Annotated in this window: 31 protein-coding genes; 12 read left to right on the top strand and 19 right to left on the bottom strand. The window is 68.2% G+C overall.

The features are described from left to right. Positions 1–9: 9 nt before the first annotated feature. Genes FZ938_RS02790 through gloA form a run of 3 tightly spaced genes read left to right on the top strand, consistent with a single transcriptional unit; the run spans position 10 to position 2,488 of the window. Positions 10–867 (top strand): LpxI family protein, encoded by an 858-nt coding sequence (locus tag FZ938_RS02790; protein ID WP_149197142.1) that lies wholly within the window; start codon positions 10–12, stop codon positions 865–867. Then, positions 864–2,075, top strand: a complete 1,212-nt coding sequence (gene lpxB / locus FZ938_RS02785) for a lipid-A-disaccharide synthase (protein WP_149197141.1) — start codon at positions 864–866, stop codon at positions 2,073–2,075. Before FZ938_RS02790 ends, lpxB begins: the two co-directional genes overlap by 4 nt. Positions 2,076–2,092: 17 nt before the next feature. Continuing rightward, complete coding sequence (gene gloA / locus FZ938_RS02780; protein ID WP_109151382.1) at positions 2,093–2,488, top strand: lactoylglutathione lyase; 396 nt, start codon at positions 2,093–2,095, stop codon at positions 2,486–2,488. A gap of 12 nt (positions 2,489–2,500) precedes the next feature. Here the strand turns inward: gloA and ftrA are convergent, their stop codons facing one another. Then, positions 2,501–3,529, bottom strand: coding sequence for a transcriptional regulator FtrA (ftrA, locus tag FZ938_RS02775; RefSeq protein ID WP_149197140.1), 1,029 nt, complete (start codon positions 3,527–3,529; stop codon positions 2,501–2,503). Positions 3,530–3,629: 100 nt separating this feature from the next. On the opposite strand from ftrA, the gene FZ938_RS02765 reads away from it, so the two are divergent. Beyond that, positions 3,630–4,028 (top strand): rhodanese-like domain-containing protein, encoded by a 399-nt coding sequence (locus FZ938_RS02765; protein ID WP_149197139.1) that lies wholly within the window; start codon positions 3,630–3,632, stop codon positions 4,026–4,028. Between the two features lie 9 nt (positions 4,029–4,037). On the opposite strand, the gene FZ938_RS30420 is transcribed toward FZ938_RS02765, so the two are convergent. From FZ938_RS30420 to gltX, 3 genes are all read right to left on the bottom strand, one after another. Then, positions 4,038–4,211 (bottom strand): hypothetical protein, encoded by a 174-nt coding sequence (locus FZ938_RS30420; RefSeq protein WP_158280154.1) that lies wholly within the window; start codon positions 4,209–4,211, stop codon positions 4,038–4,040. Positions 4,212–4,233: 22 nt separating this feature from the next. After that, positions 4,234–5,547 (bottom strand): citrate synthase, encoded by a 1,314-nt coding sequence (gene gltA, locus FZ938_RS02760; protein ID WP_149197138.1) that lies wholly within the window; start codon positions 5,545–5,547, stop codon positions 4,234–4,236. A gap of 100 nt (positions 5,548–5,647) precedes the next feature. Then, entirely contained in the window at positions 5,648–7,054 is a 1,407-nt protein-coding gene (gltX, locus tag FZ938_RS02755) for a glutamate--tRNA ligase (RefSeq protein WP_149197137.1), read from the bottom strand. A 156-nt stretch (positions 7,055–7,210) separates the two neighbouring features. Between gltX and FZ938_RS31300 the strand changes: the two genes are divergently transcribed. Then, positions 7,211–9,364, top strand: coding sequence for a ComEC/Rec2 family competence protein (locus FZ938_RS31300; protein ID WP_149197136.1), 2,154 nt, complete (start codon positions 7,211–7,213; stop codon positions 9,362–9,364). Positions 9,365–9,510: 146 nt separating this feature from the next. On the opposite strand, the gene lexA is transcribed toward FZ938_RS31300, so the two are convergent. The 8 genes from lexA to FZ938_RS02710 form a co-directional block, all read right to left on the bottom strand. Next, the gene (gene lexA / locus FZ938_RS02745; protein WP_149197135.1) at positions 9,511–10,236 is read right to left on the bottom strand and encodes a transcriptional repressor LexA; all 726 of its coding nucleotides are present in this window, start codon (positions 10,234–10,236) and stop codon (positions 9,511–9,513) included. A gap of 200 nt (positions 10,237–10,436) precedes the next feature. Beyond that, complete coding sequence (locus FZ938_RS02740; RefSeq protein WP_149197134.1) at positions 10,437–11,666, bottom strand: molybdopterin molybdotransferase MoeA; 1,230 nt, start codon at positions 11,664–11,666, stop codon at positions 10,437–10,439. Between the two features lie 4 nt (positions 11,667–11,670). Continuing rightward, the gene (gene moaC / locus FZ938_RS02735) at positions 11,671–12,168 is read right to left on the bottom strand and encodes a cyclic pyranopterin monophosphate synthase MoaC (RefSeq protein WP_149197133.1); all 498 of its coding nucleotides are present in this window, start codon (positions 12,166–12,168) and stop codon (positions 11,671–11,673) included. Further along, positions 12,165–12,638: a GNAT family N-acetyltransferase gene (locus tag FZ938_RS02730; protein WP_149197132.1), complete on the bottom strand. Its 474-nt coding sequence runs from the start codon at positions 12,636–12,638 to the stop codon at positions 12,165–12,167. The genes moaC and FZ938_RS02730 overlap by 4 nt, the downstream gene beginning before the upstream one ends. A gap of 4 nt (positions 12,639–12,642) precedes the next feature. Beyond that, positions 12,643–13,446: an indole-3-glycerol phosphate synthase TrpC gene (gene trpC / locus FZ938_RS02725; RefSeq protein ID WP_149197131.1), complete on the bottom strand. Its 804-nt coding sequence runs from the start codon at positions 13,444–13,446 to the stop codon at positions 12,643–12,645. Then, the gene (trpD, locus tag FZ938_RS02720; RefSeq protein ID WP_149197130.1) at positions 13,446–14,480 is read right to left on the bottom strand and encodes an anthranilate phosphoribosyltransferase; all 1,035 of its coding nucleotides are present in this window, start codon (positions 14,478–14,480) and stop codon (positions 13,446–13,448) included. Before trpD ends, trpC begins: the two co-directional genes overlap by 1 nt. Continuing rightward, a complete protein-coding gene (locus FZ938_RS02715; RefSeq protein WP_149197129.1) occupies positions 14,477–15,085 on the bottom strand; it encodes an anthranilate synthase component II in 609 nt (202 codons plus the stop codon). The genes trpD and FZ938_RS02715 overlap by 4 nt, the downstream gene beginning before the upstream one ends. A 160-nt stretch (positions 15,086–15,245) precedes the next feature. Further along, on the bottom strand, positions 15,246–15,698 hold the full coding sequence (locus tag FZ938_RS02710) for an STY0301 family protein (RefSeq protein ID WP_149197128.1): 453 nt from the start codon (positions 15,696–15,698) through the stop codon (positions 15,246–15,248). Between the two features lie 126 nt (positions 15,699–15,824). On the opposite strand from FZ938_RS02710, the gene FZ938_RS02705 reads away from it, so the two are divergent. From FZ938_RS02705 to FZ938_RS02695, 3 genes are all read left to right on the top strand, one after another. After that, a complete protein-coding gene (locus tag FZ938_RS02705) occupies positions 15,825–16,964 on the top strand; it encodes a divergent polysaccharide deacetylase family protein (RefSeq protein WP_246457468.1) in 1,140 nt (379 codons plus the stop codon). Positions 16,965–16,992: 28 nt separating this feature from the next. Then, the gene (locus FZ938_RS02700) at positions 16,993–17,199 is read left to right on the top strand and encodes a heavy-metal-associated domain-containing protein (protein ID WP_109155572.1); all 207 of its coding nucleotides are present in this window, start codon (positions 16,993–16,995) and stop codon (positions 17,197–17,199) included. Between the two features lie 89 nt (positions 17,200–17,288). Next, positions 17,289–17,519: an FmdB family zinc ribbon protein gene (locus tag FZ938_RS02695; RefSeq protein WP_149197127.1), complete on the top strand. Its 231-nt coding sequence runs from the start codon at positions 17,289–17,291 to the stop codon at positions 17,517–17,519. 7 nt (positions 17,520–17,526) lie between these two features. Here FZ938_RS02695 and FZ938_RS02690 read toward each other — a convergent pair whose 3' ends face one another. Further along, on the bottom strand, positions 17,527–18,285 hold the full coding sequence (locus FZ938_RS02690; protein ID WP_246457466.1) for an alpha/beta hydrolase: 759 nt from the start codon (positions 18,283–18,285) through the stop codon (positions 17,527–17,529). Positions 18,286–18,499: 214 nt separating this feature from the next. Between FZ938_RS02690 and FZ938_RS02685 the strand changes: the two genes are divergently transcribed. Genes FZ938_RS02685 through FZ938_RS02670 form a run of 4 tightly spaced genes read left to right on the top strand, consistent with a single transcriptional unit; the run spans position 18,500 to position 21,590 of the window. Further along, positions 18,500–18,961, top strand: a complete 462-nt coding sequence (locus tag FZ938_RS02685; protein WP_149197125.1) for a cupin domain-containing protein — start codon at positions 18,500–18,502, stop codon at positions 18,959–18,961. After that, positions 18,958–19,497, top strand: a complete 540-nt coding sequence (gene cobU / locus FZ938_RS02680; RefSeq protein ID WP_246457465.1) for a bifunctional adenosylcobinamide kinase/adenosylcobinamide-phosphate guanylyltransferase — start codon at positions 18,958–18,960, stop codon at positions 19,495–19,497. The genes FZ938_RS02685 and cobU overlap by 4 nt, the downstream gene beginning before the upstream one ends. Next, on the top strand, positions 19,494–20,105 hold the full coding sequence (gene cobO, locus FZ938_RS02675; protein ID WP_149197124.1) for a cob(I)yrinic acid a,c-diamide adenosyltransferase: 612 nt from the start codon (positions 19,494–19,496) through the stop codon (positions 20,103–20,105). Before cobU ends, cobO begins: the two co-directional genes overlap by 4 nt. Before the next feature lie 18 nt (positions 20,106–20,123). After that, the gene (locus FZ938_RS02670) at positions 20,124–21,590 is read left to right on the top strand and encodes a cobyric acid synthase (RefSeq protein WP_149197123.1); all 1,467 of its coding nucleotides are present in this window, start codon (positions 20,124–20,126) and stop codon (positions 21,588–21,590) included. Between the two features lie 63 nt (positions 21,591–21,653). Here the strand turns inward: FZ938_RS02670 and FZ938_RS02665 are convergent, their stop codons facing one another. The 6 genes from FZ938_RS02665 to FZ938_RS02640 all read right to left on the bottom strand — a co-directional run bounded on the left by FZ938_RS02665 (position 21,654) and on the right by FZ938_RS02640 (position 26,140). Further along, positions 21,654–22,271, bottom strand: coding sequence for a GNAT family N-acetyltransferase (locus tag FZ938_RS02665; RefSeq protein ID WP_149197122.1), 618 nt, complete (start codon positions 22,269–22,271; stop codon positions 21,654–21,656). Further along, on the bottom strand, positions 22,247–22,681 hold the full coding sequence (locus FZ938_RS02660; RefSeq protein ID WP_246457463.1) for a GNAT family acetyltransferase: 435 nt from the start codon (positions 22,679–22,681) through the stop codon (positions 22,247–22,249). The genes FZ938_RS02665 and FZ938_RS02660 overlap by 25 nt, the downstream gene beginning before the upstream one ends. After that, the gene (locus tag FZ938_RS02655; RefSeq protein WP_149197120.1) at positions 22,678–23,580 is read right to left on the bottom strand and encodes a sulfurtransferase; all 903 of its coding nucleotides are present in this window, start codon (positions 23,578–23,580) and stop codon (positions 22,678–22,680) included. Before FZ938_RS02655 ends, FZ938_RS02660 begins: the two co-directional genes overlap by 4 nt. Positions 23,581–23,645: 65 nt before the next feature. Further along, positions 23,646–24,353: an alanyl-tRNA editing protein gene (locus tag FZ938_RS02650; protein WP_149197119.1), complete on the bottom strand. Its 708-nt coding sequence runs from the start codon at positions 24,351–24,353 to the stop codon at positions 23,646–23,648. A 17-nt stretch (positions 24,354–24,370) separates the two neighbouring features. After that, positions 24,371–25,372: a cysteine synthase A gene (locus tag FZ938_RS02645; RefSeq protein ID WP_149197118.1), complete on the bottom strand. Its 1,002-nt coding sequence runs from the start codon at positions 25,370–25,372 to the stop codon at positions 24,371–24,373. A 156-nt stretch (positions 25,373–25,528) separates the two neighbouring features. Beyond that, a complete protein-coding gene (locus tag FZ938_RS02640) occupies positions 25,529–26,140 on the bottom strand; it encodes an NUDIX domain-containing protein (protein ID WP_149197117.1) in 612 nt (203 codons plus the stop codon). Between the last annotated feature and the right edge of the window lie 25 nt (positions 26,141–26,165).

The raw sequence follows: 26,165 nt of genomic DNA, 5'->3' as shown, positions 1-26,165 counted from the left end.
GACCGGCCGATGGCCGATACCACAAAAGGCGCCGGATCGCCGCCAGCGGGTCCGAAGCTGGCGATTCTGGCCGGCGGCGGTACGCTTCCGGCCCGCATCGCCAACGCGGTGCGCGGGCAGGGGCGTGAGGTGTTCATCGTTGCCTTCGATGGACACACCGATCCCGAGACGGTTGCGGGAGTGCCCCATGTCTGGAGCCGCTTCGGTGCCGCCGGCACGATCCTGCGGCGTCTGCACGAGGAGGGCGTGGGGGAGGTCGTTCTCGCCGGGCCGGTAAAGCGTCCCTCATTCACCGAATTGATGCCGGATTGGCGCACCGCACGTTTCCTTGCCCGCGTCGGCACCCGTGCGCTCGGCGATGACGGTTTGCTGCGCGCCGTTGTGCGCGAAGTCGAGGATGACGGGTTCCGTGTGGTCGGATTGCATGACCTGTTGAAGGAACTGCTGACCGTTGCCGGACCGGTCGGCCGTCTCGCGCCCGACGCGGACGCGGAGCGGGACATCGCCCGTGCGGTCGAAGTCGCCCGCGCACTGGGCGCGCTGGACGTCGGGCAGGGTGCGGTGGTTCAGCAGGGAATCGTTCTGGCGGTCGAGGCAATCGAGGGAACCGACGCCATGCTCGCCCGCTGTGCCGCATTGGCGCGTCCGGGAACCGGTGGTGTTCTGGTCAAGGTCAAGAAGCCGAAGCAGGATCGCCGCATCGACCTTCCCACGATGGGTGTCACCACGGTGGAAAAGGCCGCGGCTGCCGGTCTGCGAGGGATCGCGATCGAGGCGGGCGGCAGCCTGCTGGTGGACCGCACTGCGGTGGCGGAGGCTGCGGATCGCCTCGGCCTGTTCGTTGTCGGTATCGAGATTCCGCAATGAGCGGCCCGCTTGCGGCCGACGGCGGTCCGACGCTGTTCCTGATTGCCGGCGAGCCGTCCGGCGACGCGCTGGGCGCCCGGCTGATGTCTGCGGCCAGGCGGCTGACCGGCGGAAAGGTGAGGTTCGTCGGCATCGGCGGAGAGAAGATGATGGCGGAGGGGCTGGTCAGCCTCTTTCCCATGGCGGAACTGACCCTGTTCGGCATCTTCGAACTGCTGCCGCACCTGCCGAACCTGATCCGTCGTATCGACCAGACCGTCGCAGAAGTCATGCGTGTCCATCCCGACGCCGTGATCGGCATCGATTCGCCCGGCTTTACCGTGCGCGTGGCGAAGAAGGTGCGTGTGGCGGCGCCCTCCATCCTATTGATCCATTACGTCGCACCGACGGTATGGGCCTGGAAGCCGAAGCGTGCGGCGAAATATGCCGCCATCTACGATCATCTGCTTGCCGTGCTTCCCTTCGAGCCGCCCTATTTTGAAAGGGAAGGGCTGGCCTGCACGTTCGTCGGCCATTCGGTGGTCGAGGGCGGAGCGGGGAAGGGCGACGGTGTCGGCTTCCGCAATCGTCATGGGATCGGACCGGCAGACCGCGTGGTCGCCGTTCTTCCAGGCAGCCGCAAAGGCGAAGTGTCGCGCTTGCTGCCGGATTTCCGTGCAACGATGGAGCGGTTACTCCCCTCCCACCCGAATTTGATGGCGGTGGTGCCGACAGTGGCCACGGTACGCGACCGGGTGGCGGCGGCGATCGCCGACTGGCCGGTCCGAACCGTGCTGGTGGAAGGCGACACTGAAAAATACGATGCCTTTGCCGCGGCGGAAGCGGCACTCGCCGCGTCCGGCACCGTTTCTCTGGAGTTGGCTCTCGCGCGGCTGCCAACGGTCATCGCCTATCGGCTCAACCCCGTCACGGTTGCGCTCTATCGTCGGTTGATCCGGGTGAAATACGTCAACCTCGTCAACCTGATGCTTGATCGGATGCTGGTTCCCGAACTGCTGCAGCAGGATTGCCGTCCGGATAGACTGGCCATGGAATTGGGTCGCCTGCTGGACGATCCGGCGGCACGTCAGGCGCAGATCGATGGCGTTGCCGAGGTGGCCCGCTGGCTGGGGCAAGGCGACACTCCCCCCAGCGAACGGGCTGCCCGTGCGGTTCTGGACGTCATTGCGGAGCGACGATTGAATGGGCCCCAAGAGGGCAAACCCTGAATGGGAGAACAGAGACCATGAGTGAATTTCGTCTGCTGCACACGATGCTGCGCGTGCTGGACCTGGAGAAGTCGCTGGACTTCTACACGCGGCTGCTCGGCATGAAGCTGCTGCGCCGCAACGACTATGAGGGTGGCCGCTTCACCCTCGCCTTCGTCGGTTATGGCGAGGAGTCCGATACCGCCGTTCTGGAATTGACCCATAACTGGGATCAGAAGGAGCCGTACGAGATCGGTACCGCCTATGGTCATATCGCGCTCGGCGTTCCGGACATCTACGCCACCTGCGAAAAGCTGGCGGCCGAAGGTGTCAAGATTCCGCGTCCGCCGGGCCCGATGAAGCATGGCACCACGGTGATCGCCTTCATCGAAGACCCCGACGGATACAAGGTGGAGTTGATCGAGAGGAAGTGAGCGGCCCTTCGGTCAAAGGTCGTGAGGAGGGGCGCGGTCGGTGATGACCGCGCCCTTTTTCATTGGCGCAGGCCCGGCCATATGGCGGAAGCGTTCGCGGTAATTGGCCGGGCTGAGCCCCAGCCTGCGGCGGAAATGGTGACGGAGGGTGGCGGCGGAGCCGAAGCCGGTCAGGGTCGCCACCTCCTCCACCGGCAGGCTGCTCGTTTCCAGGAGGTCACGGGCACGGCTCAGCCGCTCGGTCAGCAGCCAGTCGCCGGGCGTGGTGCCGGTCAGGGACTGGAACCGGCGCAGGAACGTACGGAGACTCATCCCCGCCCGCGATGCCATGCCGGACAGGCTGTGTTCTTCCGACAGCCTCTCCCGCAAATGATCGAGCAAGGGTGCCAATCGGGCTCCTTCGCGGGCGGTCGGCACCGGCGTTTCGATGAATTGGGCCTGTCCGCCCTCGCGGTGGGGTTGGACGACCAGACGGCGGGCCACGCTGTTTGCCGCCTCTGGTCCGAAATCGCGGCGGACCAGATGCAGACAGAGGTCGATGCCGGCTGCACTGCCGGCCGAAGTCAGGATGTTGCCTTCGTCCACATACAGCACGTCGGGCATCACCCGGATATCGGGGTAGAGTTCACCGAGCGTCGCGGCATATCGCCAGTGCGTGGTCGCCCGGCGTCCGTTCAGAAGCCCGGCGGCGGCAAGAACGAAGGCGCCGGAGCAGATCGACAGGATGCGCGTACCGCGTTTGTCGGCCCGGCACAGCGCGGCGATCAGGTCGCCCGGCACCGGTTCCCGTGCGCCGCGCCATCCGGGAATGATGATGATGTCGGCCTGGTCGAGCAGGTCGAGCCCGCCATCGGCCTCCACGCGGATGCCGCCCACCGCGCGCAGCGGTCCGGCATCGAGTGCGGCGACCGCGAAACGGTACCAATCCGGCCCGAGTTCCGGGCGCGACAGGCCGAACACCTCGACGGCGACGCCGAATTCGAAGGTGCAGAGGCCGTCATAGGCGAGGGCTACGACAAGCGGGGGCGTGGCGTTTGGCATGATCTGCACGATAGCTGGCAGTTACGCCACTTTCCAGTCGAAGGAGCGATTGGAATGATGTGGTCGTCACTTCCAACCAGACCCCAGCAACGAGGATCCCATGCCCAGTCTCGTCACCGAAAATCCTGCTGCGCCGTCCGAGTTGGCGGCGGCTCATTTTACGAAGCGGCTATCGCTGGAGACTGATTGCTGGGACGTTCATGAGACGCTGAAATCGGGAGCCCAGGACTTCATCCTGCTCGATGTGCGCGGCCCCGCAGCGTTCGCGCGGGGGCATCTGCCCGGAGCGCTGAACCTGCCGCATGGCAAGATCACCGAGCGGCGGATGGTGGATTGGCCGGACGGCACGCTGTTCGTGGTCTATTGCGCCGGACCCCATTGCAACGGTGCCGATCGCGCCGCCTTGCGGCTCGCGAGGATCGGGCGGCCGGTCAAACTCATGATCGGCGGCATCACGGGTTGGATCGACGAAGGTTTCGCACTGGAGTGCGAGACCTGAGGCGTCGCCTCAGATGAAGACGATCCCGGCGATCAGTGCCAGGATCAACAGGTAAACGATCAGCCGGCGGACGCGCCAGCCGAGCGGCGCCCTGTTGTCGTTGGCCGGCGGGCGCAGACGCACCCGCCGGGCCGGAACGATGTACGCAGTCGGGTCTTGGGCGGCTCCGTTGGAGCCGCCCATTCCCATGTGGGCTGTGGGCCGGTTAGCCACGCTCGGCCAGCGGCACGAACGGCCGCTTGGTGTCGCCGGTGTAGAGCTGACGCGGACGGCCGATCTTCTGCACCGGGTCCTCGATCATCTCCTTCCACTGGCTGATCCAGCCGACGGTGCGGGCCAGCGCGAACAGCACGGTGAACATGCTGGTTGGGAAGCCCATCGCCTTCAGGATGATGCCCGAGTAGAAGTCGACGTTCGGATAGAGCTTCTTCTCGATGAAGTACTCGTCCGACAGGGCGATCTTCTCCAGCTCCATCGCGATGTCCAGGAGCGGCTCGTCCTTGATGCCGAGCTCGCCCAGAACCTCGTGGCAGGTCTGGCGCATGACCTGGGCGCGCGGGTCGTAGTTCTTGTAGACCCGGTGGCCGAAGCCCATCAGGCGGAAGTTGTCGTTCTTGTCCTTGGCGCGGCGGACGAACTCGGGGATGCGATCCACCGAGCCGATCTCCTCCAGCATCTTCAGCACGGCCTCGTTCGCGCCGCCATGGGCCGGACCCCACAGCGAAGCGATGCCGGCGGCGATGCAGGCGAACGGGTTGGCGCCCGACGAACCGGCCAGACGGACGGTCGAGGTCGAGGCGTTCTGTTCGTGGTCGGCATGCAGGATGAAGATCTTGTCCATCGCCTTGGACAGGATCGGGTTGACCTTGAACGGCTCGCAGGGCGTTCCGAAGGTCATGTAGAGGAAGTTCTCCGCATACGACAGGTCGTTGCGCGGATACATGAAGGGCTGGCCGGTCGAATACTTGTAGGCCATGGCCGCGATCGTCGGCATCTTGGCGATCAGGCGGTGCGCGGCGATCTTGCGCGCCTGCGGATCGTTGATGTCCAGCGAGTCGTGGTAGAAGGCCGACAGGGCGCCGACGACACCGCACATGATCGCCATCGGGTGGGCGTCACGGCGGAAGCCGCTGTAGAACTTGGTCAGCTGCTCGTGCACCATCGAGTGGCGGCGCAGGATGTTCTCGAACTCCGTGCGCTCGGCCGCGGTGGGCAGATGGTTGTTGAGCAGAAGGAAGCAGACTTCCGGGAAGGTCGAATGCTCGGCCAGTTCATCGATGGCGTAGCCGCGGTGCAGCAGCACACCCTCGTCGCCGTCGATGTAGGTGATGCCCGATTCGCAGCTGCCCGTGGAGGTAAAGCCCGGATCGTAGGTGAAATAGCCGGTCGCGGCGTAGAGCTTGCGGATGTCGATCACGCTCGGCCCGACGCTGCCGTGCATGATCGGCATCGTGACCTGCTTGCCCGTCTTATTGTCGATGAGGGTTACGGTGTCCTTGCCGTCCTCAGTCTGGGTCATCTCGGCACGTCCTTATCGTTGAGGGTCGGGCTTGGCGCCCTTTTTTCGTCGGCGCAGCATAGTTCCAAGGCTGCCCGATGGCAACGCACGGAAGTGACCATTATGCTGCACCCGCTGCATCGCGAATGCGAGAAAGCGTCGCTTCGCGGCCCAGCAGTTCGGCCACTTCGAAGATCGGCGGCGACACCGTCGACCCGGTCAGCGCGGCGCGCAACGGCTGCGCCACCTTGCCCAGCTTTTCGCCCCGTGCCTCGGCGAAGGCGCGCACCTGCGATTCCAGCGCTGCGGCGGTGAATTCCGGCTCTTGGGCGAAGGCCGCCGCCAGTTCTTTCAACAGATTGCGGCCCTTTTCGTCCAAAAGCGCCGATGCTTTTTCGTCATAGCTGAGCGGCTGCGGCGCGACATAGAAGCGTGCGCTCTGCGCCAGATCGACCACGGTGCGGGCGCGCTGCTTCAGGCCGTTCATCGCCCGCGTCAGAAGGTCGCGTTCGGCGTCGCCCAGGCCGCGGCCGAGCTCCGCTTCCAAGCGCGGGGCGACCAGGCCAACCAGTCGGGAATCGTCGGCAAGCCGCATGTAATGGGCATTCAGATTCTCGAGCTTGGCGAAATCGAAGCGCGACGGCGAGCGGCCGATGCTCTCCAGGTTGAACCACTCGATGGCCTGTTCGGTCGAGATGATCTCGTCGTCGCCATGCGACCAGCCGAGCCGCAGGAGATAGTTGCGGACCGCCTCCGGCAGATAGCCCATGTCGCGGTAGGCGTCGACGCCCAACGCACCGTGGCGCTTGGACAGCTTGGCGCCGTCGGGGCCATGGATCAGCGGGATATGGCCGAAGCGCGGCAGGTCCCAGCCCATGGCGTTGAAGATCTGGATCTGACGGAAGGTGTTGGTCAGATGGTCGTCGCCACGGATCACATGGGTGACGTTCATGTCGTGATCATCGACCACCACAGCCAGCAGATAGGTCGGCGTGCCGTCGGCGCGCAGCAGGATCAGGTCGTCCAACTGGGCGTTCTGCACCGTCACCTCGCCCTGGACGAGGTCGTTCAGGACGGTCTCGCCCTCCTGCGGCGCCTTCAGCCGGATCACCGGCGCCACGCCCGGAGGGGCATCGGACTCAGGCCGGTCGCGCCAGCGGCCATCATAACGCATCGGCTGCCCGGCCGCCTTCTGGGCGGCGCGCATCTCCTCCAGTTCAGCCGGGCTGCAATAGCAGCGATAGGCCTTGCCGGCAGCCAGCATCTGGTGCGCCACCTCGGCATGGCGGTCCTTGCGCTCGAACTGGCTGACCGCATCGCCGTCCCAATCCAGGCCCAGCCACTGCAGCCCGTCCAGGATGGCGTCGACCGCCGCCTGGGTCGAGCGTTGCCGGTCGGTGTCTTCGATCCGCAGCAGGAACTTGCCGCCGGTGTTGCGGGCGTACAGCCAGTTGAACAGGGCGGTGCGGCCACCGCCGATGTGCAGAAAGCCGGTCGGCGACGGAGCGAAGCGGGTGACGACGGTCATCGGTCTCTCAATTTCCGGTTCGGCGCTGGTATGATGCGCCGGTGGTTCGACATCGTGGTTTAACACAGCCACCCGGCTTGGAGGCAATGCGATGCATGCATGGACGGTCGCTGAAGGGCCCGCGGGCGGCATCGCTGGGCCGGGAAGCGGCTGCCGGTGACTGCCGCCGGCTGGCCGGAGGAGACGGCGGACGGCCCACCGGCGCTCGGCGGACGGTGGCGGCGCCTGTTGGCGCGCGCGGGCGGGCGACTCGCGGCATTGGCAGGGGCCGAGGGGGAGCGTTGGGTTCTGTGGCTGCCTGTCGCTTTCGGAGCGGGGGTGTCGCTGTATTTCGGCTTGCGGCAGGAGCCGGTCTGGTGGGGCGGGCTCGCGGGTGTCGGCGGAGCGGTTGTTCTGCTGTTGGCGGTGCGGCGCTGGTTCGCATTGGCCGGAGTGGCGATGGCTCTGCTGATGGTGGCGGCCGGATTTCTGGTGGCGCAGGCGCATACGGTCCGCATGGCGGCGCCGGTCCTGACCCGAAGCATCGCTGGCGCCACCGTCACCGGGCGGGTGATGGCGGTGGAGCGGCGGCCGGGTGCCGTGAGGATCACATTGCGCGAGGCGACGGTCAGCAGACTGGCACCTGAACAGACGCCTGCCGCCTTGCGAATCCGCCTGTCCGACCGCAATCCCGCGCCCGTGCCGGGATCGGTGGTTCGGTTGCGGGCGACGCTGTTGCCGCCGCAGGCACCGGCCGAACCCGGAGCCTTCGACTTCCAGCGACGGGCCTGGTTCATGGGGCTGGGTGGAACCGGCTTCGCCACGGGGGCTGTAGAGCAGGTGGAGGCACCGCCGGTGACGGGCTGGAGCACGGTCGCCATCGCCTTTGAACGGGCGCGGGGAGCCATTGCGGAGCGCGTTGCGGCGGCGATCGGCGACCCGGTGGAGGCGAGCGTCACCACCGCACTGCTGAATGGCGAGGAGTTCGGCATTCCGGAGGCGACGCTGGACGATTTCCGCAACAGCGGGCTGGCGCATCTTCTGTCGATTTCCGGCCTGCATGTCGGCATCGCGGCGGGCATCCTGTTCTATGTGGTGCGGGCGCTGCTGGCGGCGGTGCCCTATATCGCGTTGCGATGGCCGATCAAGAAGATCGCGGCGCTGTTCGGGATTGTGTCGGCGCTCGCCTATACGCTGCTGGTCGGGGCGCCGTTGCCGACAGTGCGGTCGGTGCTGATGACCGGCATGGTGATGGGGGCGATCATGCTGGATCGTCATCCGCTGAGCATGCGGCTGGTCGCCTTCGCCGGTCTGGTCACCATCGCCATGGACCCGGAGGGGATGCTGGGGCCGAGCTTCCAGATGTCGTTCGCGGCGGTGGTGGCGCTGATCGCGGCGTTCGAGCGCGGCAGTGTCAGGCTGGCGGAGTGGCGGCGCGACGCGGGGTGGTTTGGGCGCGGGCTGTTCTATGTCGGCGGGATCCTGCTGACCAGCGTGGTGGCGACACTGGCGACCTTGCCCTTCTCGCTCTTCCATTTTCAGCAGATCGCCTTCTATGGCGTGCTGTCGAATCTGATCGCGATTCCCATCACGTCCTTCTGGGTCATGCCGTGGAGCCTGATCGCCTATGCGCTGCTGCCTTTCGGGCTGGAGGCGCCGGCGTTGATCGCCATGAACTGGGGCGATCGGGCGGTGATCTGGACCGCGGCGTTCTTCGGTCGGTTGCCCTGGGCCTCGCTGACGGTGCCGGCGATGCCGGTGGCGGGATTCGCGGCGCTGGTGGCGGGCGGACTCTGGCTGTGTGTGTGGAGGCGGCGGTGGCGCTGGTTGGGGATGCTCCCGATCCTGGCGGGGTTGGCCTCGCCGATGCTGGTGGAACGGCCGGACGTGCTGGTGGCGGGGGACGGGACGGTGGTGGCGGTGAGGCTGCCGGACGGGCGGCTCAGTGCCTCGGGCAAGGGAGGCGGGCGGGTGACCGAGACCTGGAGGGAACGCGACGGGGAGCGGACGACAGCGGATCCCTGGCCCGTGGCGGGGGGATGGAGCGAGGGTGAGCGGTCGCTGAGTTGCGATGCTCTCGGGTGTCTGTACCGGCTACGGGGGAAGATGCTGGCGTTGCCACGGTTGCCGGACTCGCTGGACGAAGATTGTGGAGCGGCGGATGCGGTGGTGACGGCGGCGGTGGCCCGGGGATGTCGGGCTGGCGTGGTCGTCGACCGATGGGCGCTGCGGCATGAAGGGGCGCATACGCTGACGGTGACGGCCGAAGGGATAAAGGTGGAAACCGTGCGGGGGCTTAGGGGAGACCGGCCTTGGACCGGGGGGAGATAGATGCGGGGCCGCTTGCCCCCACCCCGACCCTCCCCTGCTCTCAGCGGACCTACGGTCCGCCTGTCGCGTCAGCACAAAGCGAAGCTTTGTGCGAGAGCTGGGCGGGGGAGGGAGAATGGAGCTTTGCCGGGACGGCTTTCTGGAACTCAGTACTTGCGGACCAGACCGACCAGCTTGCCCTGCACGCGGACGCGGTCGGCGCCAAAGATGCGGGTTTCGTAGGCGGCGTTGGCGGGTTCCAGGGCAACCGTATTGCCCTTGCGGCGCAGGCGCTTCAACGTCACCTCGCCTTCATCGACCAGGGCGACGACGATGGTGCCGTTCTCCGCCGCGTCGCAACGCTGGATGATGATGGTGTCGTGGTCGAGAATGCCGGCCTCGATCATCGAGTCGCCGGAAACCTCCAGCGCGTAATGATCGCCGGCGGTCAGCATCGAGGCGGGGATGTCGACGAAGGCGCTGTTGTCGCGCAGAGCTTCGATCGGCGTGCCGGCGGCGATGCGGCCGTAGAGCGGAAGCTGAACGGTCTCGTTGGCGGCGGCGGGCGTCGCGGCGGAAGGCGTGGTGTCGCGGCCGGCAAAGGCGAAATCGCCCTTGATGACGTTGGGCTGGAACTTCGGCTTGGGCGCGGCGCTGCGGCTGCGGGCGGCGTCCAGGCCTTCCGGCAGGCGGAGAACCTCCAGCGCGCGGGCGCGGTGGGGCAGGCGGCGGATGAAGCCGCGCTCTTCAAGCCCGGTGATGAGGCGGTGGATGCCCGACTTGGACTTCAGCCCCAGGGCGTCCTTCATCTCGTCGAACGACGGCGAGACACCGCCCTGGCCGAGCCGTTCGTGGATGAACAGCAGCAATTCGTGCTGCTTGCGCGTGAGCATGGATGCCTCCCGGCCGTCGCCAGACTGAAGATGGAACAAAAACCAAACGTTGCCTCCATGTTCTAGTTTGGTTCTTGCCGCGCGTCAAGCCCCCCGTCGGCTTCTTTTAGAACTTGAACGGAACATTTGGAACGCCGTGAAACAGTCTTCGGGGTGGTGTTCAACTGTTCAATCCGCCGTTCGGCGGCATGTCGCCAAGTCTAGATGCTGAGCGCTCCATCGGTCAAAGAAAGCACTGTCACCATGGCGCCGGCCGGTTCCGGGTCGGCGTTGGGCGGACGGGGGATCAGGCAATCGGCCTGGGCGTAAAGCGTGGTGATGGCGCTGTCCTGCCGGGCGAAGGGGGTGACGGTCAGGACCCCGTCCGGGCCGGCGGCGAGCGTCGCACGCAGAAATTCCTCGCGCCGGTCGTTGGCCTTCAGTGCGGTGGTCAGACGGGCGCGAAGCGGCGGACGGTCGTCATCGGGTGGCAGCCCCTGCAGCAGGCGCAGGATCGGGCGCAGGAACAGGACGGCGGTGACACCGGTGGACACCGGGTTGCCGGGCAGGCCCAGCAGAGGCACCGACCCGACCCGGCCGAACATCAGCGCCTTGCCCGGTCGCATCGCCACGGTCTGCACCTCCAGGGCCACGCCGTTTTCGGCCAGTACGTCGCGCACGAGGTCGTAATCGCCATGGGCGGCGCCGCCGGTGGTGACCAGCAGGTCGCAGCCGGCGGCACCCTTCGCCAGGGCGGAAACGCTCTCCGGGGTATCCTTGGCGACGCCGAGATTGTGGGCGAGCCCGCCTTGCGCGGTGACCAGGGCGCAGAGGCCGAGTGCGTTCGTGCTGACGATCTGGCTCGGACCCAGCGGATCGCCGGGCAAGGCGATCTCGTCGCCGGTGGCGAGAATGGCGATGCGCGGCCGGCGGTGGACCGACAGCCAGGGCACGTTGCCGCCGGCGGCCAGCGCGATGTCGCGGGCGGTCAGGCGGCGGCCCTTCGGCAGAAGCTCCTGGCCCAGGGTGAAATCGAAGCCGGCTTCGCGGATGAAACGGCCGGCAATCACGGCGCGGCCGATGCGGACGATGTTGTCGTCGGCGCTGCAATCCTCCTGCATCACAACGGCGTCGGCACCGTCGGGCAGGGGGGCGCCGGTGAAAATGCGTACCGCCTCGCCCGGGCCGACGCTGCCGGTGTAGGCATGGCCGGCGGCGGATTCGCCGATACGGCGCAGCGGGATAGGAGCGTCAGCGGTCGCGGCGGCGATGTCGGCGGCGCGCACGGCCCAGCCGTCCATGGCGGCGGCGTGGAAGGGCGGCTGGGTCAGCCGCGCGACCACCGGTTCGGCCAGCACGCGGCCGAGCGCGTCGGGCAGGGCAACGGTCTCCGCCGGCAGAGGGGCGAAGGCCGACAGGATGCGGGCGCGCGCCTCGGCGACGGAGATCATCGACTTATCCTCCTGTGGACGGGGCGGCGGCGGCACCCCATTCGCCGCTCTTGCCGCCGGCCTTGTGCAGAAGGCGGACGTCGGTGATGGTCATGCCGCGGTCCACCGCCTTGCACATGTCGTAGACGGTCAGGGCGGCGACGGTGACCGCGGTCAGCGCCTCCATCTCCACGCCGGTCTGGCCCCTGAGCTTGCAGGTCGCGGTCACGTCCACGGCTTTGCGCGCGGGGTCGCAGGACAGGTCGACCTTGACCGAGGTCAGCATCAGCGGGTGGCAAAGCGGGATCAGGTCCGGCGTGCGCTTGGCCCCCATGATGCCGGCCAGCCGGGCGACCGACAGAACGTCGCCCTTCTTCACTCCGCCCTGCATGATGAGCGCCAGGGTTTCCGACTGCATCAGCACGGTGGCGGCGGCGGTGGCGGTGCGTTCGGTGTCCGCCTTGTCGGAGACGTCGACCATCACCGCCTTGCCTTCGGCGTCGAAGTGGGTGAAGCCGGTCATCGGACGGTCTCCAGCAAGCGTTTTTCCATGAAGACGCTGACGCCGTTGTCCGCGTAGCAGGCGTAGGGACCGCGGTCGGTGAAGCCGGCCTTGCGGTAGAGCGCCAGCGCCTCGTGCTGGTGGATGCCCGATTCGAGAAGCAGGGCGGTCAGACCCTCCGCCCGCGCCTGCTCCTCCAGCCGGGCGAGCAGGCGGTCGCCGATGCGGTGGCCGCGGGCGGCGGCATCGACATACATGCGCTTCACCTCGCCATAGCCGGCGGAATCGACCCGCAGGGCGGCGCAGCCGACCGGAACGCCGTCCTTGCGGGCGACGAAAAAGCGCACGTCCGGCGCCTCCAGGGACTCGATGTCCAGCAGGTGGCAGGTGTCCGCCGGATAGAGGTCCAGCAGATAGCGGTCGAGCGCGGCGACCAGCGCGACCACCGCATCCTGGCGCGGGCTTTCCGCGGCGATCACCACATCGGTCATGGCATCACACCGGGGCCAGCAGGGCGCGGGTGGCGGCGGTCACGTCCGCCTGCCGCATCAGCGATTCGCCGACCAGGAAGCAGCGCGCCCCGACCTTCGCCATCCGGGCCAGATCGGCAGGTGTGTAGAGGCCGCTTTCCGCCACCAGCATGCGGTCGGCCGGCACATTGGCCGCCAGTTCCTCCGTCGTCGCGATGTCGACGGCCAGCGTCTTGAGGTTGCGGTTGTTGACGCCCAGCAGCGGAGTCTTCAGCAGCAGCGCGCGGTCCAGCTCGGCACGGTCATGCACCTCGACCAGCACGTCCAGCCCCTGGGCGATCGCGGCATCCTCGATCTCCGCCGCCTGGGCGTCGGACAGCGAGGCCATGATGATGAGGATGCAGTCGGCGCCCAGCGCGCGGGCCTCCACGATCTGATAGGGATCGACCATGAAGTCCTTGCGCAGCACCGGCAGATCGACCGCGGCGCGGGCGGCGACCAGATACTCGTCCTTGCCCTGGAAATAGGGCTCGTCGGTCAGCACCGACAGGCAGCTGGCGCCACCCTCGCGGTAGGCGCGGGCAAGGGCCGGCGGGTCGAAGTTGGCGCGGATCAGGCCCTTGGACGGGCTGGCCTTCTTGATCTCGGCGATCAGGCCATAGCGCCCGGCCTCCACCGCGGCGCCGAGCGCCCGGATGAAACCGCGCGGCGGGTTGGTCTCGTTGGCGGCCTTGGCAGCGGCCTCGACCTCCGACAGCGGACGGGCGGCCTTGCGGGAGGCGACCAGCGCGCGCTTGTCGTCGTTGATGCGGGTCAGAACGTCGCTCATCAGGCCACCGCCTCGTTGGTAATGGCGACCAGCCGGCGCAGGCGGTCGCGGGCGCCGCCGCTGTCGATGGCGTCGGCGGCCATGGCCACACCCTCCTTCAGCGTCGCGGCCTTGCCGGCCACATGCAGGGCGGCGGCGGCGTTCAGCAGGACGATGTCGCGGTAGGGGCTGCGCACCCCGTCGAACAGGGCGTGGATCGCCTCGGCGTTGACCTGGGCGTCGCCGCCCTTCAGGTCCTCGATGCGGGCGCGCGGCAGGCCGGCGTCCTCCGGCGTCACCTCGAACACCGTCACCTCACCGTCTTTCAGCTGGGCGACGGTGGTGGGGCCGGTGGTGGTGATCTCGTCCAGCCCGTCGGAGCCATGGACGACCCAGGCGGCCTCCGATCCCAGCCGTTTCAGCACCTGGGCCAGCGGCTCAACCCACTGCTTGGAGAAGACACCGAGGACTTGGCGCCTGGCGGTCGCCGGGTTGGCGAGCGGTCCAAGCAGGTTGAAGACGGTGCGGGTGCCAAGCTCGACGCGGGTCGGGCCGACGTTGCGCATGGCGAGGTGGTGGCGCGGCGCCATCAGGAAGGCGATCCGGGCATCCCACAGCGCCTTGCGCACCAGCGCAAAGTCGCAGTCGAGGTTGACGCCCAGCGACCCCAGCACGTCGGCCGCACCGGATTTGGAGGAGATGGCGCGGTTGCCATGCTTGGCGACCGGCACGCCGCAGGACGACACCACCAGCGCCGCGGCGGTGGAGATGTTGTAGGTGCCGGCGCCGTCGCCGCCGGTGCCGCAGGTGTCGATGGTGCCGGGAGGCGCCTCGACCGGGATCGCCTTGGCGCGCATGACGCGGGCGGCGCCGGTGATCTCGTCCACCGTTTCGCCGCGGACGCGTAGCGCCATCAGGAAGCCGCCCATCTGCGACGGGGTGGCGTTGCCGGACATGATGATGTCGAAGGCGAAGCCGGCCTCGGCCTCGGTCAGGGCGGCGCCGGTGGCGACCTTGCCCAGGATGGCCTTCATATCGGACAGATCGCCGCTCATGCTGCGCTCTCCAGGGCCGCGTTTTCCGGGCGGGGATGGGTCAGGTCCAGGAAGTTCTGCAGGATCTTGTGGCCGTGCTCGCTCTCGATGCTTTCGGGATGGAACTGCACGCCGTGGATCGGCAGCTCGCGGTGGGCCAGCGCCATAATGAGGCCGTCGGCGGTCTCGCCGGTCACCTCCAGACAGGCGGGCAGCGTGTCGCGCTCTACGATCAGCGAGTGGTAGCGGGTGGCGCGGAACGGGCTGGGCAGGCCGGCCAGCACGCCGCGGCCCTCATGCCGGATGTTGTCGACCTTGCCGTGCATGGGGACCGGCGCGCGGATCACCCGGCCGCCGAAGGACTGGCCGATGGACTGATGGCCGAGGCAAACGCCCAACAGCGGCAGGCGGGCCTTGGCGGCGGCGTCGATTAGGGCCAAGCAGATGCCGGCGCGGTCGGGGTCGCAGGGGCCGGGGGACAGCACGATGCCGTCGGGGCGCAATGCCATCGCCTGTTCCACCGTGAGGGCGTCGTTGCGGCGGACCTGCACGTCGGCGCCAAGCTCGCCCAGGTAATGGACGAGGTTGTAGGTAAAGCTGTCGTAGTTATCGATGAGCAGCAGCATGCGCCTTCCGCCTTCCACCTTCGCCCGGCCAACTTCGCCCGGGCAGTCTGGGCCGTTCCGGCCCTGTTCCAACGCGGGCCCGTTCCGGCCCTGTTCCAACGATGGACACCCTAGCGGCTGAGGGGGCGGATTTCCAGCCTCCGCGCAGAACTTCGCCGCTTCACCGGCAGTCGAGCTGCGGCGGCGTCTTCGGGTCGTCCAGGACGGTGCCGCGGATGTCGGTCGCCAGCGTCAGGGTGCAGCGCCGGATGTGGCGCGGCAGGTCGGCGGCGAGCGTCGCCTGGGTGTCGCGATAGCGGCAGACCAGGAAGACGTTGCGTTGCCGGGCGCCGGTGAACTCCCAGACCTGAACGATGCTGCGGCCGCGCCGGACCTCGCGGTCGGGGGCCAGGGTGGCGGGCGCGGCGCTGGTCATTTCGCTGGCGCGGTCGCCCTCGACGATGGTGATGCCGGCGAATCCGTGGCTGTCGCGGCCGGGGTAGGGTGACCAGCCGCCGGGGGCGTCGGGCTGCGCCTGGACCGTCAGGCTGGCCGGGCATTGCAGGCCGCCGGCGGCCTGCGCCGGGGCGGAAGCGGCCAGCAGGAGCGTTGCGGTAACAAAGATCGGACGCATCGGACGGACTCTTCTGGGTGGGCATGGCCGGGGAGCGCAGGGGGACTGCCGCTCCGGCCTTTTGCGCCGTTTGGGCGGTTGCGGCGACGACGACGGGGTGCCACTGTGCGGCGCCCCGGTCGCAGGATGGACATCGTCACCATGGCCCGCAAGGCGCCTTCTAAAGCCCGCAAGACTTCGCTTCCCCCCTTTTTGTCGAATCCCTTCGTTCTGGCTTTGGCTGCTGTCGCCGTGGTGTTCGCCGTGGCGATGGGCGTCGCGACTCTGACCGGTGGACGGTCCGGCGGCGGGCAGGCGCAGCAGGCGCCGGTTCAGCACGCTGCGGTGCCGCCTGCGCCTCCCTCCGTGCTGCCCGCGACGCCGCCTTCATCGCCTGCGGTCAAGGCCGAGTCACCGGCGCACGCGGCGGAGGGGCCGGAACATGCGGTGCCGGAAAAGCCGGCGCAGGACAAGGCCGAGGCGCGTCCACCCGCCACGACGGTGGCGATGCTGCCGCCGCCGGTTCCTCCCGCCCTGCCGCCGGTGCAGGCCCCAAGCGGCAATGCCGCGCTGTGGCGCAAGAACGCGTTGCCGGCCGAGGTGCCGCCGGGCAAGCCGATCATCGCCATCGTCATCGACGACATGGGGCTGGACCGCAAGCGCTCGGCGCGGATGGCCGGGCTCCATGGGCCGCTGACGCTGTCCTGGCTGCCTTATGCCCGCGAACTGTCGGCCCAGTCGAAGGCGGCCCGCGCCAACGGGCACGAACTGATGCTGCACATGCCGATGGAACCCAGCGTGAAGGCCGATCCGGGGCCGAACGCCCTGCTGGTCTCGCTGGACAAGGGCGAGATCGTGAAGCGGTTCCGCACGGCGCTGGACAGCTTCGACGGTTATGTCGGGGTGAACAACCATATGGGCAGCCGTTTCACCGCCGACCGGGCGGCGCTGACGCCGGTATTGGCGGAGCTGCACCGCCGCGGGCTGTTGTGGCTGGACAGCCGGACGACGCCCAACAGCGCCGGGATCGGGCTGGCGAAGGAGCTGAAGATGCCCTGGGTCGGCCGCGACATCTTCCTCGACAACGAAGAGACCGTGGCGGCGGTGAAAGCCCAGCTGGCGAAGACGGAACAGGTGGCAAGGCGGCAGGGCTATGCCGTCGCCATCGGTCACCCGCATGATGCGACAATCGAGGCTCTGGCGTCCTGGCTGCCGGACGTGCAAAAGCGTGGCTTCGTTCTTGTCCCGGTCAGCGCGGTGGTGCGGACGCACCATGCCGGCGGCTGACCCGACCGAAAAGGGGAGCCCCGTGACGATGGCCGATGCGTACAAGGTGGATGGAATGACCTGCGGCGGCTGCGCCCGCTCCGTTTCCAACGCGATCACCAAGGCGGCCCCCGATGCCGCGGTGACCGTCGATCTCGCCACCGGCACCGTGCTGGTCGATGGCGGCGTTCCCGCCGATGTGGTGCGGCAGGCGGTCGAGGCGGCCGGCTTCGATTTCGCTGGGGCTGCTGCCTGACCGATATGGGTGCGGCGCAACAAAACCATTTTCTTGATATGGATATTGCGGCATGCTCGGGGCGATGCGATCCGTTCCGCGAGGGTGCGATGCCGCTCTATTCCTACCGCTGCAAGGCCTGCGACCATGGGTTCGAGACCCTGGTGCGCTCCGGTGAGACTCCCGCCTGCCCGTCTTGTGGCAGTGCCGACCTGACCCGCCAGCTGTCGAACGTGGCGCCGGAAGGAAAGTCCGGCGCCGTCGTCCAGTCCGCCCGCCGGATGGCGGCCAAGGAAGGGCACTTCAGCAACTATTCCCGGTCGGAGCGGCCCAAGGCCTAGGGCGGCCTCAGGCCACTTCGGCGGTCACCGTCGCGGCGATCCACGCCTCTACGCGCTCGGCCGCCGACTGCCAGTCCTGCTCCAGCATCATCGCATGGCCCATGCCCGGCATGAACACCGGCCGGGTGCCCAGCGCGGCCGCGGTGGCGACGACCTCGGCACGGGGGAACAGCAGGTCTTCCTCCGCGCCCATCACCAGCATCGGCATGTCGCGCGGCGGCAGGACGGGGAAGGGGATCCAGCCACCGATGTCCAGCAGGACGCGGCGCGATTCCTCCTGCAGGCAGCTCTCGTACTTGGCCGCTTCGGCGCGCGGCATCTTGTCGGAGAACATGGCGCGGCGGATGGCGTCGGGGTCGATCGCCTTCTCGCCGAAGGTCATCAGCATCGACATCTGCTGGAACACATAGGGCGAGCGCCAGGCCAGCCCCATGGTGGAGGACAGCAGGCCATAGGGCGGTGCGGAAGCCATCAGCACGCCGGCCGGAAAACGGCGCTTCGCCAGCGCGCGCTGCACCACCATGCCGCCCATGGAATGGCCGATCAGCACCGGCGGGGACGAGAGGCGATCGGCCGCCTCCAGCACGTCGTCGACATAATCGGCGATGCCGAAATCATGCAGCCGGTCGCGTCCTTCGCTGTTGCCATGGCCGCGCAGCGAGACGGCATGGGCTTCCCACCCACGCGCGGCGAACCAGGGCAGGAACTTGGCATCCCAGATCCAGGCGCCGCTGAAGGCGCCGTGGACGAACAGGAGCGGCGGCATTTTCGGCGTGCCGGCGGGAAGGCGGCTTATGATTTCCAGGGTCGACATCGCATCGCAGGTTGTTGTTTTGCGTTGCAATAAGCATGGTGGGGGAGAGGCTGGCTGTCCAGCCATGGGGCGGTCAACCCTGCCCTGTAAGGGGACTTGCACCGTTTGACGCCGCAGGTGCGGTTTGCGACAGTCCGGACCCGCAATGCAGAACCGGAGACCGCCCGTGCCGAACCCGCCGGTCCTTGATCCCGCGACGCTGGCCGCCGAAACCGGCGCCACCGACTATCCGCAGCCGTTCCGGGCGCAGGTCGCCGGGCGGCACCGGGTCGTGCTGGGCGATCCGCTGGGTCTGAGCAATTTCGGCGTCAATCTGACCCGGCTGGCGCCCGGTGCGTCGTCCGCCCTGCGCCACTGGCACAGCAAGCAGGACGAGTTCGTCTATCTGGTGGAGGGCGAACTGACGCTGGTGACCGAGGCCGGGGAGACGCTTCTGACCGCCGGCATGTGTGCAGGATTTCCGCATGGCGTCGCCGACGGGCACCGGCTGATCAACCGCGGTGACCGCCCGGCCAGCTATCTGGAGGTCGGCGACCGCAGCGCCGGCGACGAGATCGACTATTCCGACGAGGACATGGTCTGGCGCGACGGCGCCTATCGGCATCGCGACGGGACCGACTGGGAATGACGGTCGGGGGAATGAGCGCCGACCTGACGCTGGTGCTGGGCGGCGCGCGATCGGGCAAGAGCCGCTATGCCGAGGGGCTGGTGACGGCGCTTGGGGGCCCGCGCGTCTACATCGCGACCTCGCAGGTGTGGGACGCCGAGATGGCGGAGCGCGTGGCGAAGCATCGCGACGACCGTGGCCCCGACTGGACCACGGTGGAGGAGCCGCGCGACCTGACCGGGGTCCTGCGTGCCTATGCGGCCGAGGGCTCCGGCGTCCTGGTCGATTGCCTGACTCTGTGGCTGACCAACCTGATGATGGCGGAGGCCGACGTCGCGGCGGAGAGCGCGGCGCTGGTGGAGCTTCTGCCGACACTGCCGGGTCGGGTGGTCCTGGTCTCCAACGAGGTCGGGATGGGCATCGTGCCCGACAATGCGCTGGCCCGCCGCTTCCGCGACCATGCCGGCCGCCTGCACCAATCCATCGCGGCCGTGGCGCCGCGCGTCGTGCTGACCGTCGCCGGTCTGCCGATGTTCGTGAAGGGAACCCCCGTATGACCGACTCCGACGAGATCAACCGCCGCCATGCCGAGAAGATGAAGCGGCGCAAGGCATTGCAGGAGCGGGCGCTCGCCTCCAAGACGGTGGAGAAGGGCCTGCTGATGGTCCACACCGGCAAGGGCAAGGGCAAGTCCACCGCCGCCTTCGGCCTGATGATGCGCGCGGTCGGCCACGGCATGCGGGTGGGCATGGTGCAGTTCGTCAAGGGCGCCTGGTCCACCGGCGAGACGGTGGCGCTGGAACGCTTCGAGGATCTGGTCGATTTCCACACGATGGGCGAGGGCTTCACCTGGGACACCCAGGACCGCGCCCGCGACATCGCCGCTGCCGAGGCCGCCTGGGCCAAGGCCAAGGAACTGATGGCCGACCCGCGCTATCGCCTGATCGTGCTGGACGAACTGAACATCGTGCTGCGCATGGACTACTTGGCCCTGGACGAGGTGCTGGCCACGCTGGCCGCCCGCCGGCCGGACCTGCATGTCTGCATCACCGGCCGCAACGCCAAGCCGGAGCTGATCGCCGCCGCCGACCTCGTCACCGAGATGACGCTGGTCAAGCACCCATTCGAGGCCGGGGTGAAGGCCCAGCCCGGCATCGAGTTCTGAGCCATGCAATCTCGGGCGATGCGGTCTCGGGCGATCATGCTGCAGGGTACCGGCTCCGACGTCGGCAAGTCGCTGCTGGTGGCCGGGCTGTGCCGGGCGCTGGTGCGGCGTGGGCTGACCGTCCGGCCGTTCAAGCCGCAGAACATGTCCAACAATGCGGCGGTGACGGCCGACGGCGGCGAGATCGGCCGTGCCCAGGCGCTCCAGGCGCGGGCCTGCGGCGTGGCGCCCAGCGTCCACATGAACCCGGTGCTGCTGAAGCCGCAGTCGGATGTCGGGTCCCAGGTGGTGGTGCGCGGCGTGGTGGTCGGGACCGCGCGCGCTGCCGACTATCAGGCACGCAAGCGCGAGCTGCTGGGCACGGTTCTGGACAGTTTCGAGCGGCTGCAGGGCGAGGCCGACATCGTGGTGGTTGAGGGAGCCGGCAGCCCGGCGGAGGTCAATCTGCGGGCCGGCGACATCGCCAACATGGGCTTCGCGACCGCCGCCGACGTGCCGGTCCTGCTGGTCGGCGACATCGACCGCGGCGGCGTGATCGCCAGTCTGGTCGGCACCCACGCACTTCTACCAAAATCTGAGCAGGAGCGGATTAAGGGCTTTCTCATCAACAAGTTCCGTGGCGATGTTCGCCTGTTCGATGAAGGGCTGCGGATCATCGAGAGCCATACCGGATGGCGCGGATTCGGCGTGGTGCCCTGGCTGCACGAGGCGGCGACACTGCCGGCGGAGGATGCGGTGGCGCTCGATCGGCCGCGAAGGGCCGGCGACGGGGCGCTGCGCGTGGCGGTGCCGATGCTGCCGCACATCGCCAACTTCGACGATTTCGATCCGCTGGCGCAGGAGCCGGGTGTCGCGCTGACCATGGTGCGTGCGGGCCAGCCGCTGCCGGGCGATGCCGATCTGGTGATCCTGCCCGGCACCAAGACGACGATTCCCGACCTCGCCTTCCTGCGGGCGCAGGGCTGGGATATCGACCTGCTGGCCCATTGGCGGCGTGGCGGGCGCGTGCTGGGTATCTGTGGCGGATATCAGATGCTGGGCCGGCGCATCGCCGATCCGGACGGCATCGAGGGACCGCCGGGAGAGGCCGCCGGGCTCGGCCTGCTGGATGTCGAGACGGTGCTGAAGGGGCCGAAGGTGCTGGAGGAGGCGCGCGGCACGGAGCGTCGCACCGGCGCTGCGGTGGTGGGGTACGAGATGCATATGGGCCGCACCGAGGGGGCCGACCGGGCGCGGCCGATGCTGGAGCTTACGGGCGGCGTGACGGACGGCGCGGAGTCGGCGGATGGGCGGGTTGCCGGCTGCTACCTGCACGGGCTGTTCGGCGCGGACGGTTTCCGTGCGGCCTATCTGCGCCGACTGGGCGGCGACGGGTCGGAACTGGCCTATGGCGTGGCGGTGGAACGGGCACTGGACGCCGTTGCCGACCGGCTGGAAGCGACGGTCGATGTCGACGGGATGCTGGCGGTGGCAGAGGGCGCCTAACTTTCCGGCCTTGCGCTTCGGTTGGGAAGACGGGGCGGCGGAACGTCGCCGCCCTCTCTCAACTTAGCGGGCGAGCGGAATATGCTCCCCGGCGCTGCGCGGAAGCACACCGTCCAGACGCGGGTCGCGGACCTCGCGGGCGACATGGCGGGTAGGGACGAAACCCATGCTCTGGTAGAGCGGCAGCGCCTTCGGATGGTCGAAGCTGCAGGTGTTGACGACCAGCTTTGTCGCGCCGCCCTCCCAGGCCTTGCGGATGATGGTGTCGAGCAGCCAGGGACCGAGCTTGTGGCCGATGAAATCGGGGATCAGGCCGAAATAGGAAAGATCGGTCTCCTGCGTCCGCCGGTCCAACTCGCCATAGCCGGCGGGCGTGCCATCGAAATACAGCACCCAGACCTCCACCAGCGGATCGTGGATCGAGCGCTCCAACTCCTTGCGCGGCAGGCGGCGGCGTTCGTGCCACAGCCAGGGTTCGCCCACCGTGTCGTACAGGTAGCGGTAGAAGGACCAGGTCGGCGGGTCTGCCCGCACCAGGGAAAGGTTGCCGGCCGGCTGGCGCACGGGCGCATGACCCGGCGGTGCGGTCATCTCCAGATAGGTGACGATCACCGGCAGATGGCCGGGCCGGCTGGCGGCGGGCACGGCGGGGCGGGTCAGGGAGAAGGGTTGGTCAGCCATTTCTGCATCATCGTGACGGGCGATTTGGCATAGCCCAGCCTTTCATAGAAGGCCAGCACCCGTTGGTTGGTCTCACGGACGAGGAGTTGGACCTTGGGCATGCCGGCAGCAGCCAGCCAGCCTTCGGCCTCCGCCACCATGCGGCGACCGAGCCCCCGTCCCTGCAAGGCCGGATCGACGGCGACATAATAGATCCAGCCGCGATGGCCGTCCTGCCCGACCATTGCGGTGGCGACGAGCCGGCCATCCGCGACCGCCGCCAGCACGGTCGAACCGGTCTTGGACAGAGCCAGCGCGAAGTCCGCCGCCGGGTCGTTCCACGGCACCACCAGCTCGCAGGCGGTCCACAGCGCCACGACGGCGTCGCGGTCCTCCGCCGTGCAGGGCCGGACGGTGATGGGGCCGGTCACGGTTTCCGCGCGTCGGTTTTCAGAGGTCCAGTTTCCAGCGGCAGATCCTCGCGCAGACCCCATTCCGCCCAGGAGCCGTCATAGATCGCCACGTCCGTCTTGCCGGCGGTTGCGAGGCCGAGTGCGATGACGCAGGCGGTGATGCCGCTGCCGCAGGAGGCGACGACCGGCCGGTCGAGGTCCAGCCCGGCGGCGCGCGCCTTCCCGGTGATGACCTCCGGCGGCAGCAGGGTCTTGGCCTCGGCGTCGATCAGGTCGGTGTGGGGCAGGTTGAAGCTGCCGGGAATCCGCCCGCTGCGTCGGCCGGGCCAGGGCTCCGCGACCGCGCCTTCGAAGCGCGGCTGGGCGCGGGCGTCCGTCACCTGATCGGCGCCGGCGTCGATGTTGGCGAGCACCTGATCGGCGCTGCGGATCAGCTCCGGCCGCTTGCGCACGGTGAAGGTTGCAGGCTGGACCGGGGAGGCCTCGCCCGATTCGGTCGGGCGTCCTTCCGCCAGCCATTTCGGCAGACCGCCGTCCAGCACCGCCACCCGGTCGAAGCCGAACAGCCGGAACAGCCACCAGACGCGCGCCGCCGCGGTGGCCATGCCGGCGCTGTCATAGACCACCACCGTATCGCCGTCACCGATGCCCAGTGCGCCGATCTTCGCGGCGAAAGTCGCCTCGTCGGGGGCCATGTGGGGCAGGGGGGCGGTGTTCGGCGCCGCGACCTCGTCGACATCGCACAGCCGGGCGCCGGGGATATGGCAGGCGGCGAAGTCCGCCCGGATGTCGCGCTTCAGGGCCGGCATATGCCAGGACCCGTCGAGAATCTTCAGGCCGGGCCGGCTCAGATTGCGGGCCAGCCAGTCGGTGGAGACGACGGGGCCGGTCAGCGATTCCACAGTGCTGTCGCTCATTCTGCGCGTCCTTAAATGGGGTCCGTCAGCTGGATCCGCCGGTCGGAAGATCGGGGGTGACGGGATCAGTCCTTCAGCGCGATGACGACGCGCCGGTTCTGCTTTCCCTTGTTTTCGATCTTCGTCACCTCGATTCCGCCGATCTCGCCGGTGCGGGCGACATGGGTGCCGCCGCAGGGCTGCAGATCGACGCCCTCGACATTCAACAGGCGCACCCGGCCGCTGCCGGTCGGCGGCTTCACCGACATGGTGCGGACCAGTTCCGGCTGCGCCGCCATCTCCTCGTCGGAGATCCAGCGGGTGTCGACCGCCGTGTCGGCAACGATCAGCCGGTTGACGGCCTCGGCGATGGCATCCTTGTCGAGGGATTCGGCGGGGACGTTGAAGTCGAGCCGGCTCTTGTCCGCTCCGATCTGGCCGCCGGTGACCGACCCCGGCACCACGGCGCACAGCAGGTGCAGGGCGGTGTGCATGCGCATGTGGCGATAGCGGCGGTCCCAGTCGATCTCCGCCTCCACCGCGGTGCCGGGGCCGGGCAGCTCCTGCCCGTCCTCCGGCACATGGATGACGTCGTCGGGGCCGCCGTCGCCCTTCACCGTGTCCTTGATGCGGACTTCGAACCCGTCGAAGCGCAGGACCCCGCTGTCACCCGGCTGGCCGCCGCCGGTCGGGTAGAAGACGGTGCGGTCGAGCCGGATGCCACGCTCGTCCACCGCCGTGACGGTGGCGATGCAGTTGCGGGCGTAGGCGTCCTCGCGAAAAAGCGCGTCCATATCCCCCTCGAGAAGAATCAGGCCAGCCAGTCTGGCACCGGAAGATTCTTCTCACGGAGGAAGTCAGGATTGAAGAGCTTCGATTGGTAACGCTGCCCCCCGTCGCACAGGATGGTCACCACGGTGTGCCCGGGGCCGAGGTCGCGCGCCACCCGCATCGCCGCGGCGATGTTGATGCCCGACGAGCCGCCCAGCACCAGGCCCTGGGTCTTGATCAGGTCGAAGATGATCGGCAGCGCCTCTTCATCCGGGATCTGCAGGGCATCGTCGATCGGCGCCTGTTCCAGGTTGGCGGTGATGCGGCCCTGGCCGATGCCTTCGGTGATGGAGCTGCCTTCCGACTTCAGCTCGCCCTTGGTGTAGTAGCTGAACAGCGCGGCGCCCATCGGATCGGCGAGGGTGATGCGGATGTTGGGGTTACGCTCCTTCAAGGCCATGGCGATGCCGGCCAGCGTGCCGCCGCTGCCCACCGCGCAGGTGAAGGCGTCGACCTTGCCGCCGGTCTGCTCCCAGATCTCCGGGCCGGTGGTGGTGCGGTGGCCTTCGCGGTTTGCGGTGTTGTCGAACTGGTTGGCCCAGACGACGCCATTCGGCTCGGTCTTCGACAACTCCTCGGCCAGCCGGCCGGAATAGCGGACGTAGTTGTCGGGGTTGGAATAGGGGACCGCCGGAACCAGCCGCAGGTCGGCGCCGATCAGGCGCAGCATGTCCTTCTTTTCCTGGCTCTGCGTCTCCGGCATCACGATGACGGTGCGATAGCCAAGCGCATTGCCGACCAGCGCCAGCCCGATGCCGGTGTTGCCGGCCGTCCCCTCGACAATGGTGCCGCCGGGGCGTAGCAGGCCGCGCTTTTCCGCGTCGCGCACGATGGCGAGAGCCGCGCGGTCCTTGACCGATCCGCCGGGATTCAGGAACTCCGCCTTGCCCAGGATCTCGCAGCCCGTCGCCTTCGATGGCCCTTCCAGGCGAATCAGCGGCGTGTTGCCGATGGCGCCGATAAAGCCGTTGCGGATGTCCAAGACGGGTACTCCCAAGGTCAGGTGTGGATTGCTGACGATACTATCAGGTCGGGGAGCGGCGGTTTCAAGGCGGCGGTGTGAAATGCAGCATTGAACGAGTTATGCATGTGAATTCGGTGATGGCGGGAGGACGTCGATTGCCGACGCCCGTCACATTCACCCCTGACCGAGCCAGCGCTTGCGCAAACCCTCGCGGTGGCGGGCGAGCCAGCCGACGGCGATGATGGCGACGGAGTTGCGCAGGCGGTTCTCGTCCATCAGGCGGATCGCCTCGTCGGCCGGCAGGGCGAAAATCCGGATGTCCTCATGCTCCTCCTCCAGGCCGCCGGTGGCGGCGAGGTTGCGGCTGTCGACCCGGCCGCAGAAGACGGTGACGACTTCGGTGAAGGCGCCTGGGCTGACGTAGTAATCGCAGATCTGCTCGATCTCCTGGATGGCGCAGCCGGCCTCCTCCAGCGACTCGCGGCGTGCCACCTCCTCGGGGCTCTCGCCCTCGCCGACCATGCCGGCGACGATCTCCGTCATCCAGGCCGGTCCGCCGGCCGCGGCGGAGCCGACGCGGAACTGCTCGATCATCACGACGGTGTCGAGATCGGGGTCGTACAGCAGCACGGCCACCGCCGCGCCACGGTCGCACACCTCGCGCGGCGGCAGCACGTCGGTCCAGCTTCCGTCGAACTTCTTGTGGCGCAGGCGGTAGACGTCGATGGTGAGGAAGCCCTTGTAGGGGGTCTTCTTGTCGACGATCTCGATGTCGGGATGGTTCATGGTCGGCGCGGTCCCACGGATGGCT

The organism is Azospirillum oryzae, from assembly GCF_008364795.1.
Taxonomy (GTDB): Bacteria; Pseudomonadota; Alphaproteobacteria; order Azospirillales; family Azospirillaceae; genus Azospirillum; species Azospirillum oryzae.
Note: the sequence above shows the minus strand (reverse complement) of the source record. Positions and strands in the feature narration are given on the sequence as shown.

What these genes read in the sequence shown, in the direction of transcription:
- lexA (WP_149197135.1), bottom strand. Translation starts at nt 10,236, where the DNA reads ATGCTCACGCGCAAGCAGCACGAATTGCTGCTGTTCATCCACGAACGG.
- FZ938_RS02695 (WP_149197127.1), top strand. Translation starts at nt 17,289, where the DNA reads ATGCCGCTCTATTCCTACCGCTGCAAGGCCTGCGACCATGGGTTCGAG.
- gltA (WP_149197138.1), bottom strand. Translation starts at nt 5,547, where the DNA reads ATGACCCAGACTGAGGACGGCAAGGACACCGTAACCCTCATCGACAAT.
- gloA (WP_109151382.1), top strand. Translation starts at nt 2,093, where the DNA reads ATGAGTGAATTTCGTCTGCTGCACACGATGCTGCGCGTGCTGGACCTG.
- FZ938_RS02765 (WP_149197139.1), top strand. Translation starts at nt 3,630, where the DNA reads ATGCCCAGTCTCGTCACCGAAAATCCTGCTGCGCCGTCCGAGTTGGCG.
- FZ938_RS02710 (WP_149197128.1), bottom strand. Translation starts at nt 15,698, where the DNA reads ATGCGTCCGATCTTTGTTACCGCAACGCTCCTGCTGGCCGCTTCCGCC.
- FZ938_RS02715 (WP_149197129.1), bottom strand. Translation starts at nt 15,085, where the DNA reads ATGCTGCTGCTCATCGATAACTACGACAGCTTTACCTACAACCTCGTC.
- cobO (WP_149197124.1), top strand. Translation starts at nt 19,494, where the DNA reads ATGACCGACTCCGACGAGATCAACCGCCGCCATGCCGAGAAGATGAAG.
- trpC (WP_149197131.1), bottom strand. Translation starts at nt 13,446, where the DNA reads ATGAGCGACGTTCTGACCCGCATCAACGACGACAAGCGCGCGCTGGTC.
- moaC (WP_149197133.1), bottom strand. Translation starts at nt 12,168, where the DNA reads ATGACCGGCTTCACCCACTTCGACGCCGAAGGCAAGGCGGTGATGGTC.
- FZ938_RS02655 (WP_149197120.1), bottom strand. Translation starts at nt 23,580, where the DNA reads ATGAGCGACAGCACTGTGGAATCGCTGACCGGCCCCGTCGTCTCCACC.
- FZ938_RS02700 (WP_109155572.1), top strand. Translation starts at nt 16,993, where the DNA reads ATGGCCGATGCGTACAAGGTGGATGGAATGACCTGCGGCGGCTGCGCC.
- FZ938_RS02650 (WP_149197119.1), bottom strand. Translation starts at nt 24,353, where the DNA reads ATGGACGCGCTTTTTCGCGAGGACGCCTACGCCCGCAACTGCATCGCC.
- FZ938_RS02670 (WP_149197123.1), top strand. Translation starts at nt 20,124, where the DNA reads ATGCGGTCTCGGGCGATCATGCTGCAGGGTACCGGCTCCGACGTCGGC.
- FZ938_RS02740 (WP_149197134.1), bottom strand. Translation starts at nt 11,666, where the DNA reads ATGATCTCCGTCGCCGAGGCGCGCGCCCGCATCCTGTCGGCCTTCGCC.
- cobU (WP_246457465.1), top strand. Translation starts at nt 18,958, where the DNA reads ATGACGGTCGGGGGAATGAGCGCCGACCTGACGCTGGTGCTGGGCGGC.
- ftrA (WP_149197140.1), bottom strand. Translation starts at nt 3,529, where the DNA reads ATGCCAAACGCCACGCCCCCGCTTGTCGTAGCCCTCGCCTATGACGGC.
- trpD (WP_149197130.1), bottom strand. Translation starts at nt 14,480, where the DNA reads ATGAGCGGCGATCTGTCCGATATGAAGGCCATCCTGGGCAAGGTCGCC.
- FZ938_RS02640 (WP_149197117.1), bottom strand. Translation starts at nt 26,140, where the DNA reads ATGAACCATCCCGACATCGAGATCGTCGACAAGAAGACCCCCTACAAG.
- FZ938_RS02690 (WP_246457466.1), bottom strand. Translation starts at nt 18,285, where the DNA reads ATGCCGCCGCTCCTGTTCGTCCACGGCGCCTTCAGCGGCGCCTGGATC.
- lpxB (WP_149197141.1), top strand. Translation starts at nt 864, where the DNA reads ATGAGCGGCCCGCTTGCGGCCGACGGCGGTCCGACGCTGTTCCTGATT.
- gltX (WP_149197137.1), bottom strand. Translation starts at nt 7,054, where the DNA reads ATGACCGTCGTCACCCGCTTCGCTCCGTCGCCGACCGGCTTTCTGCAC.
- FZ938_RS02705 (WP_246457468.1), top strand. Translation starts at nt 15,825, where the DNA reads ATGGACATCGTCACCATGGCCCGCAAGGCGCCTTCTAAAGCCCGCAAG.
- FZ938_RS02790 (WP_149197142.1), top strand. Translation starts at nt 10, where the DNA reads ATGGCCGATACCACAAAAGGCGCCGGATCGCCGCCAGCGGGTCCGAAG.
- FZ938_RS30420 (WP_158280154.1), bottom strand. Translation starts at nt 4,211, where the DNA reads ATGGGCGGCTCCAACGGAGCCGCCCAAGACCCGACTGCGTACATCGTT.
- FZ938_RS02730 (WP_149197132.1), bottom strand. Translation starts at nt 12,638, where the DNA reads ATGACCGATGTGGTGATCGCCGCGGAAAGCCCGCGCCAGGATGCGGTG.
- FZ938_RS02665 (WP_149197122.1), bottom strand. Translation starts at nt 22,271, where the DNA reads ATGGCTGACCAACCCTTCTCCCTGACCCGCCCCGCCGTGCCCGCCGCC.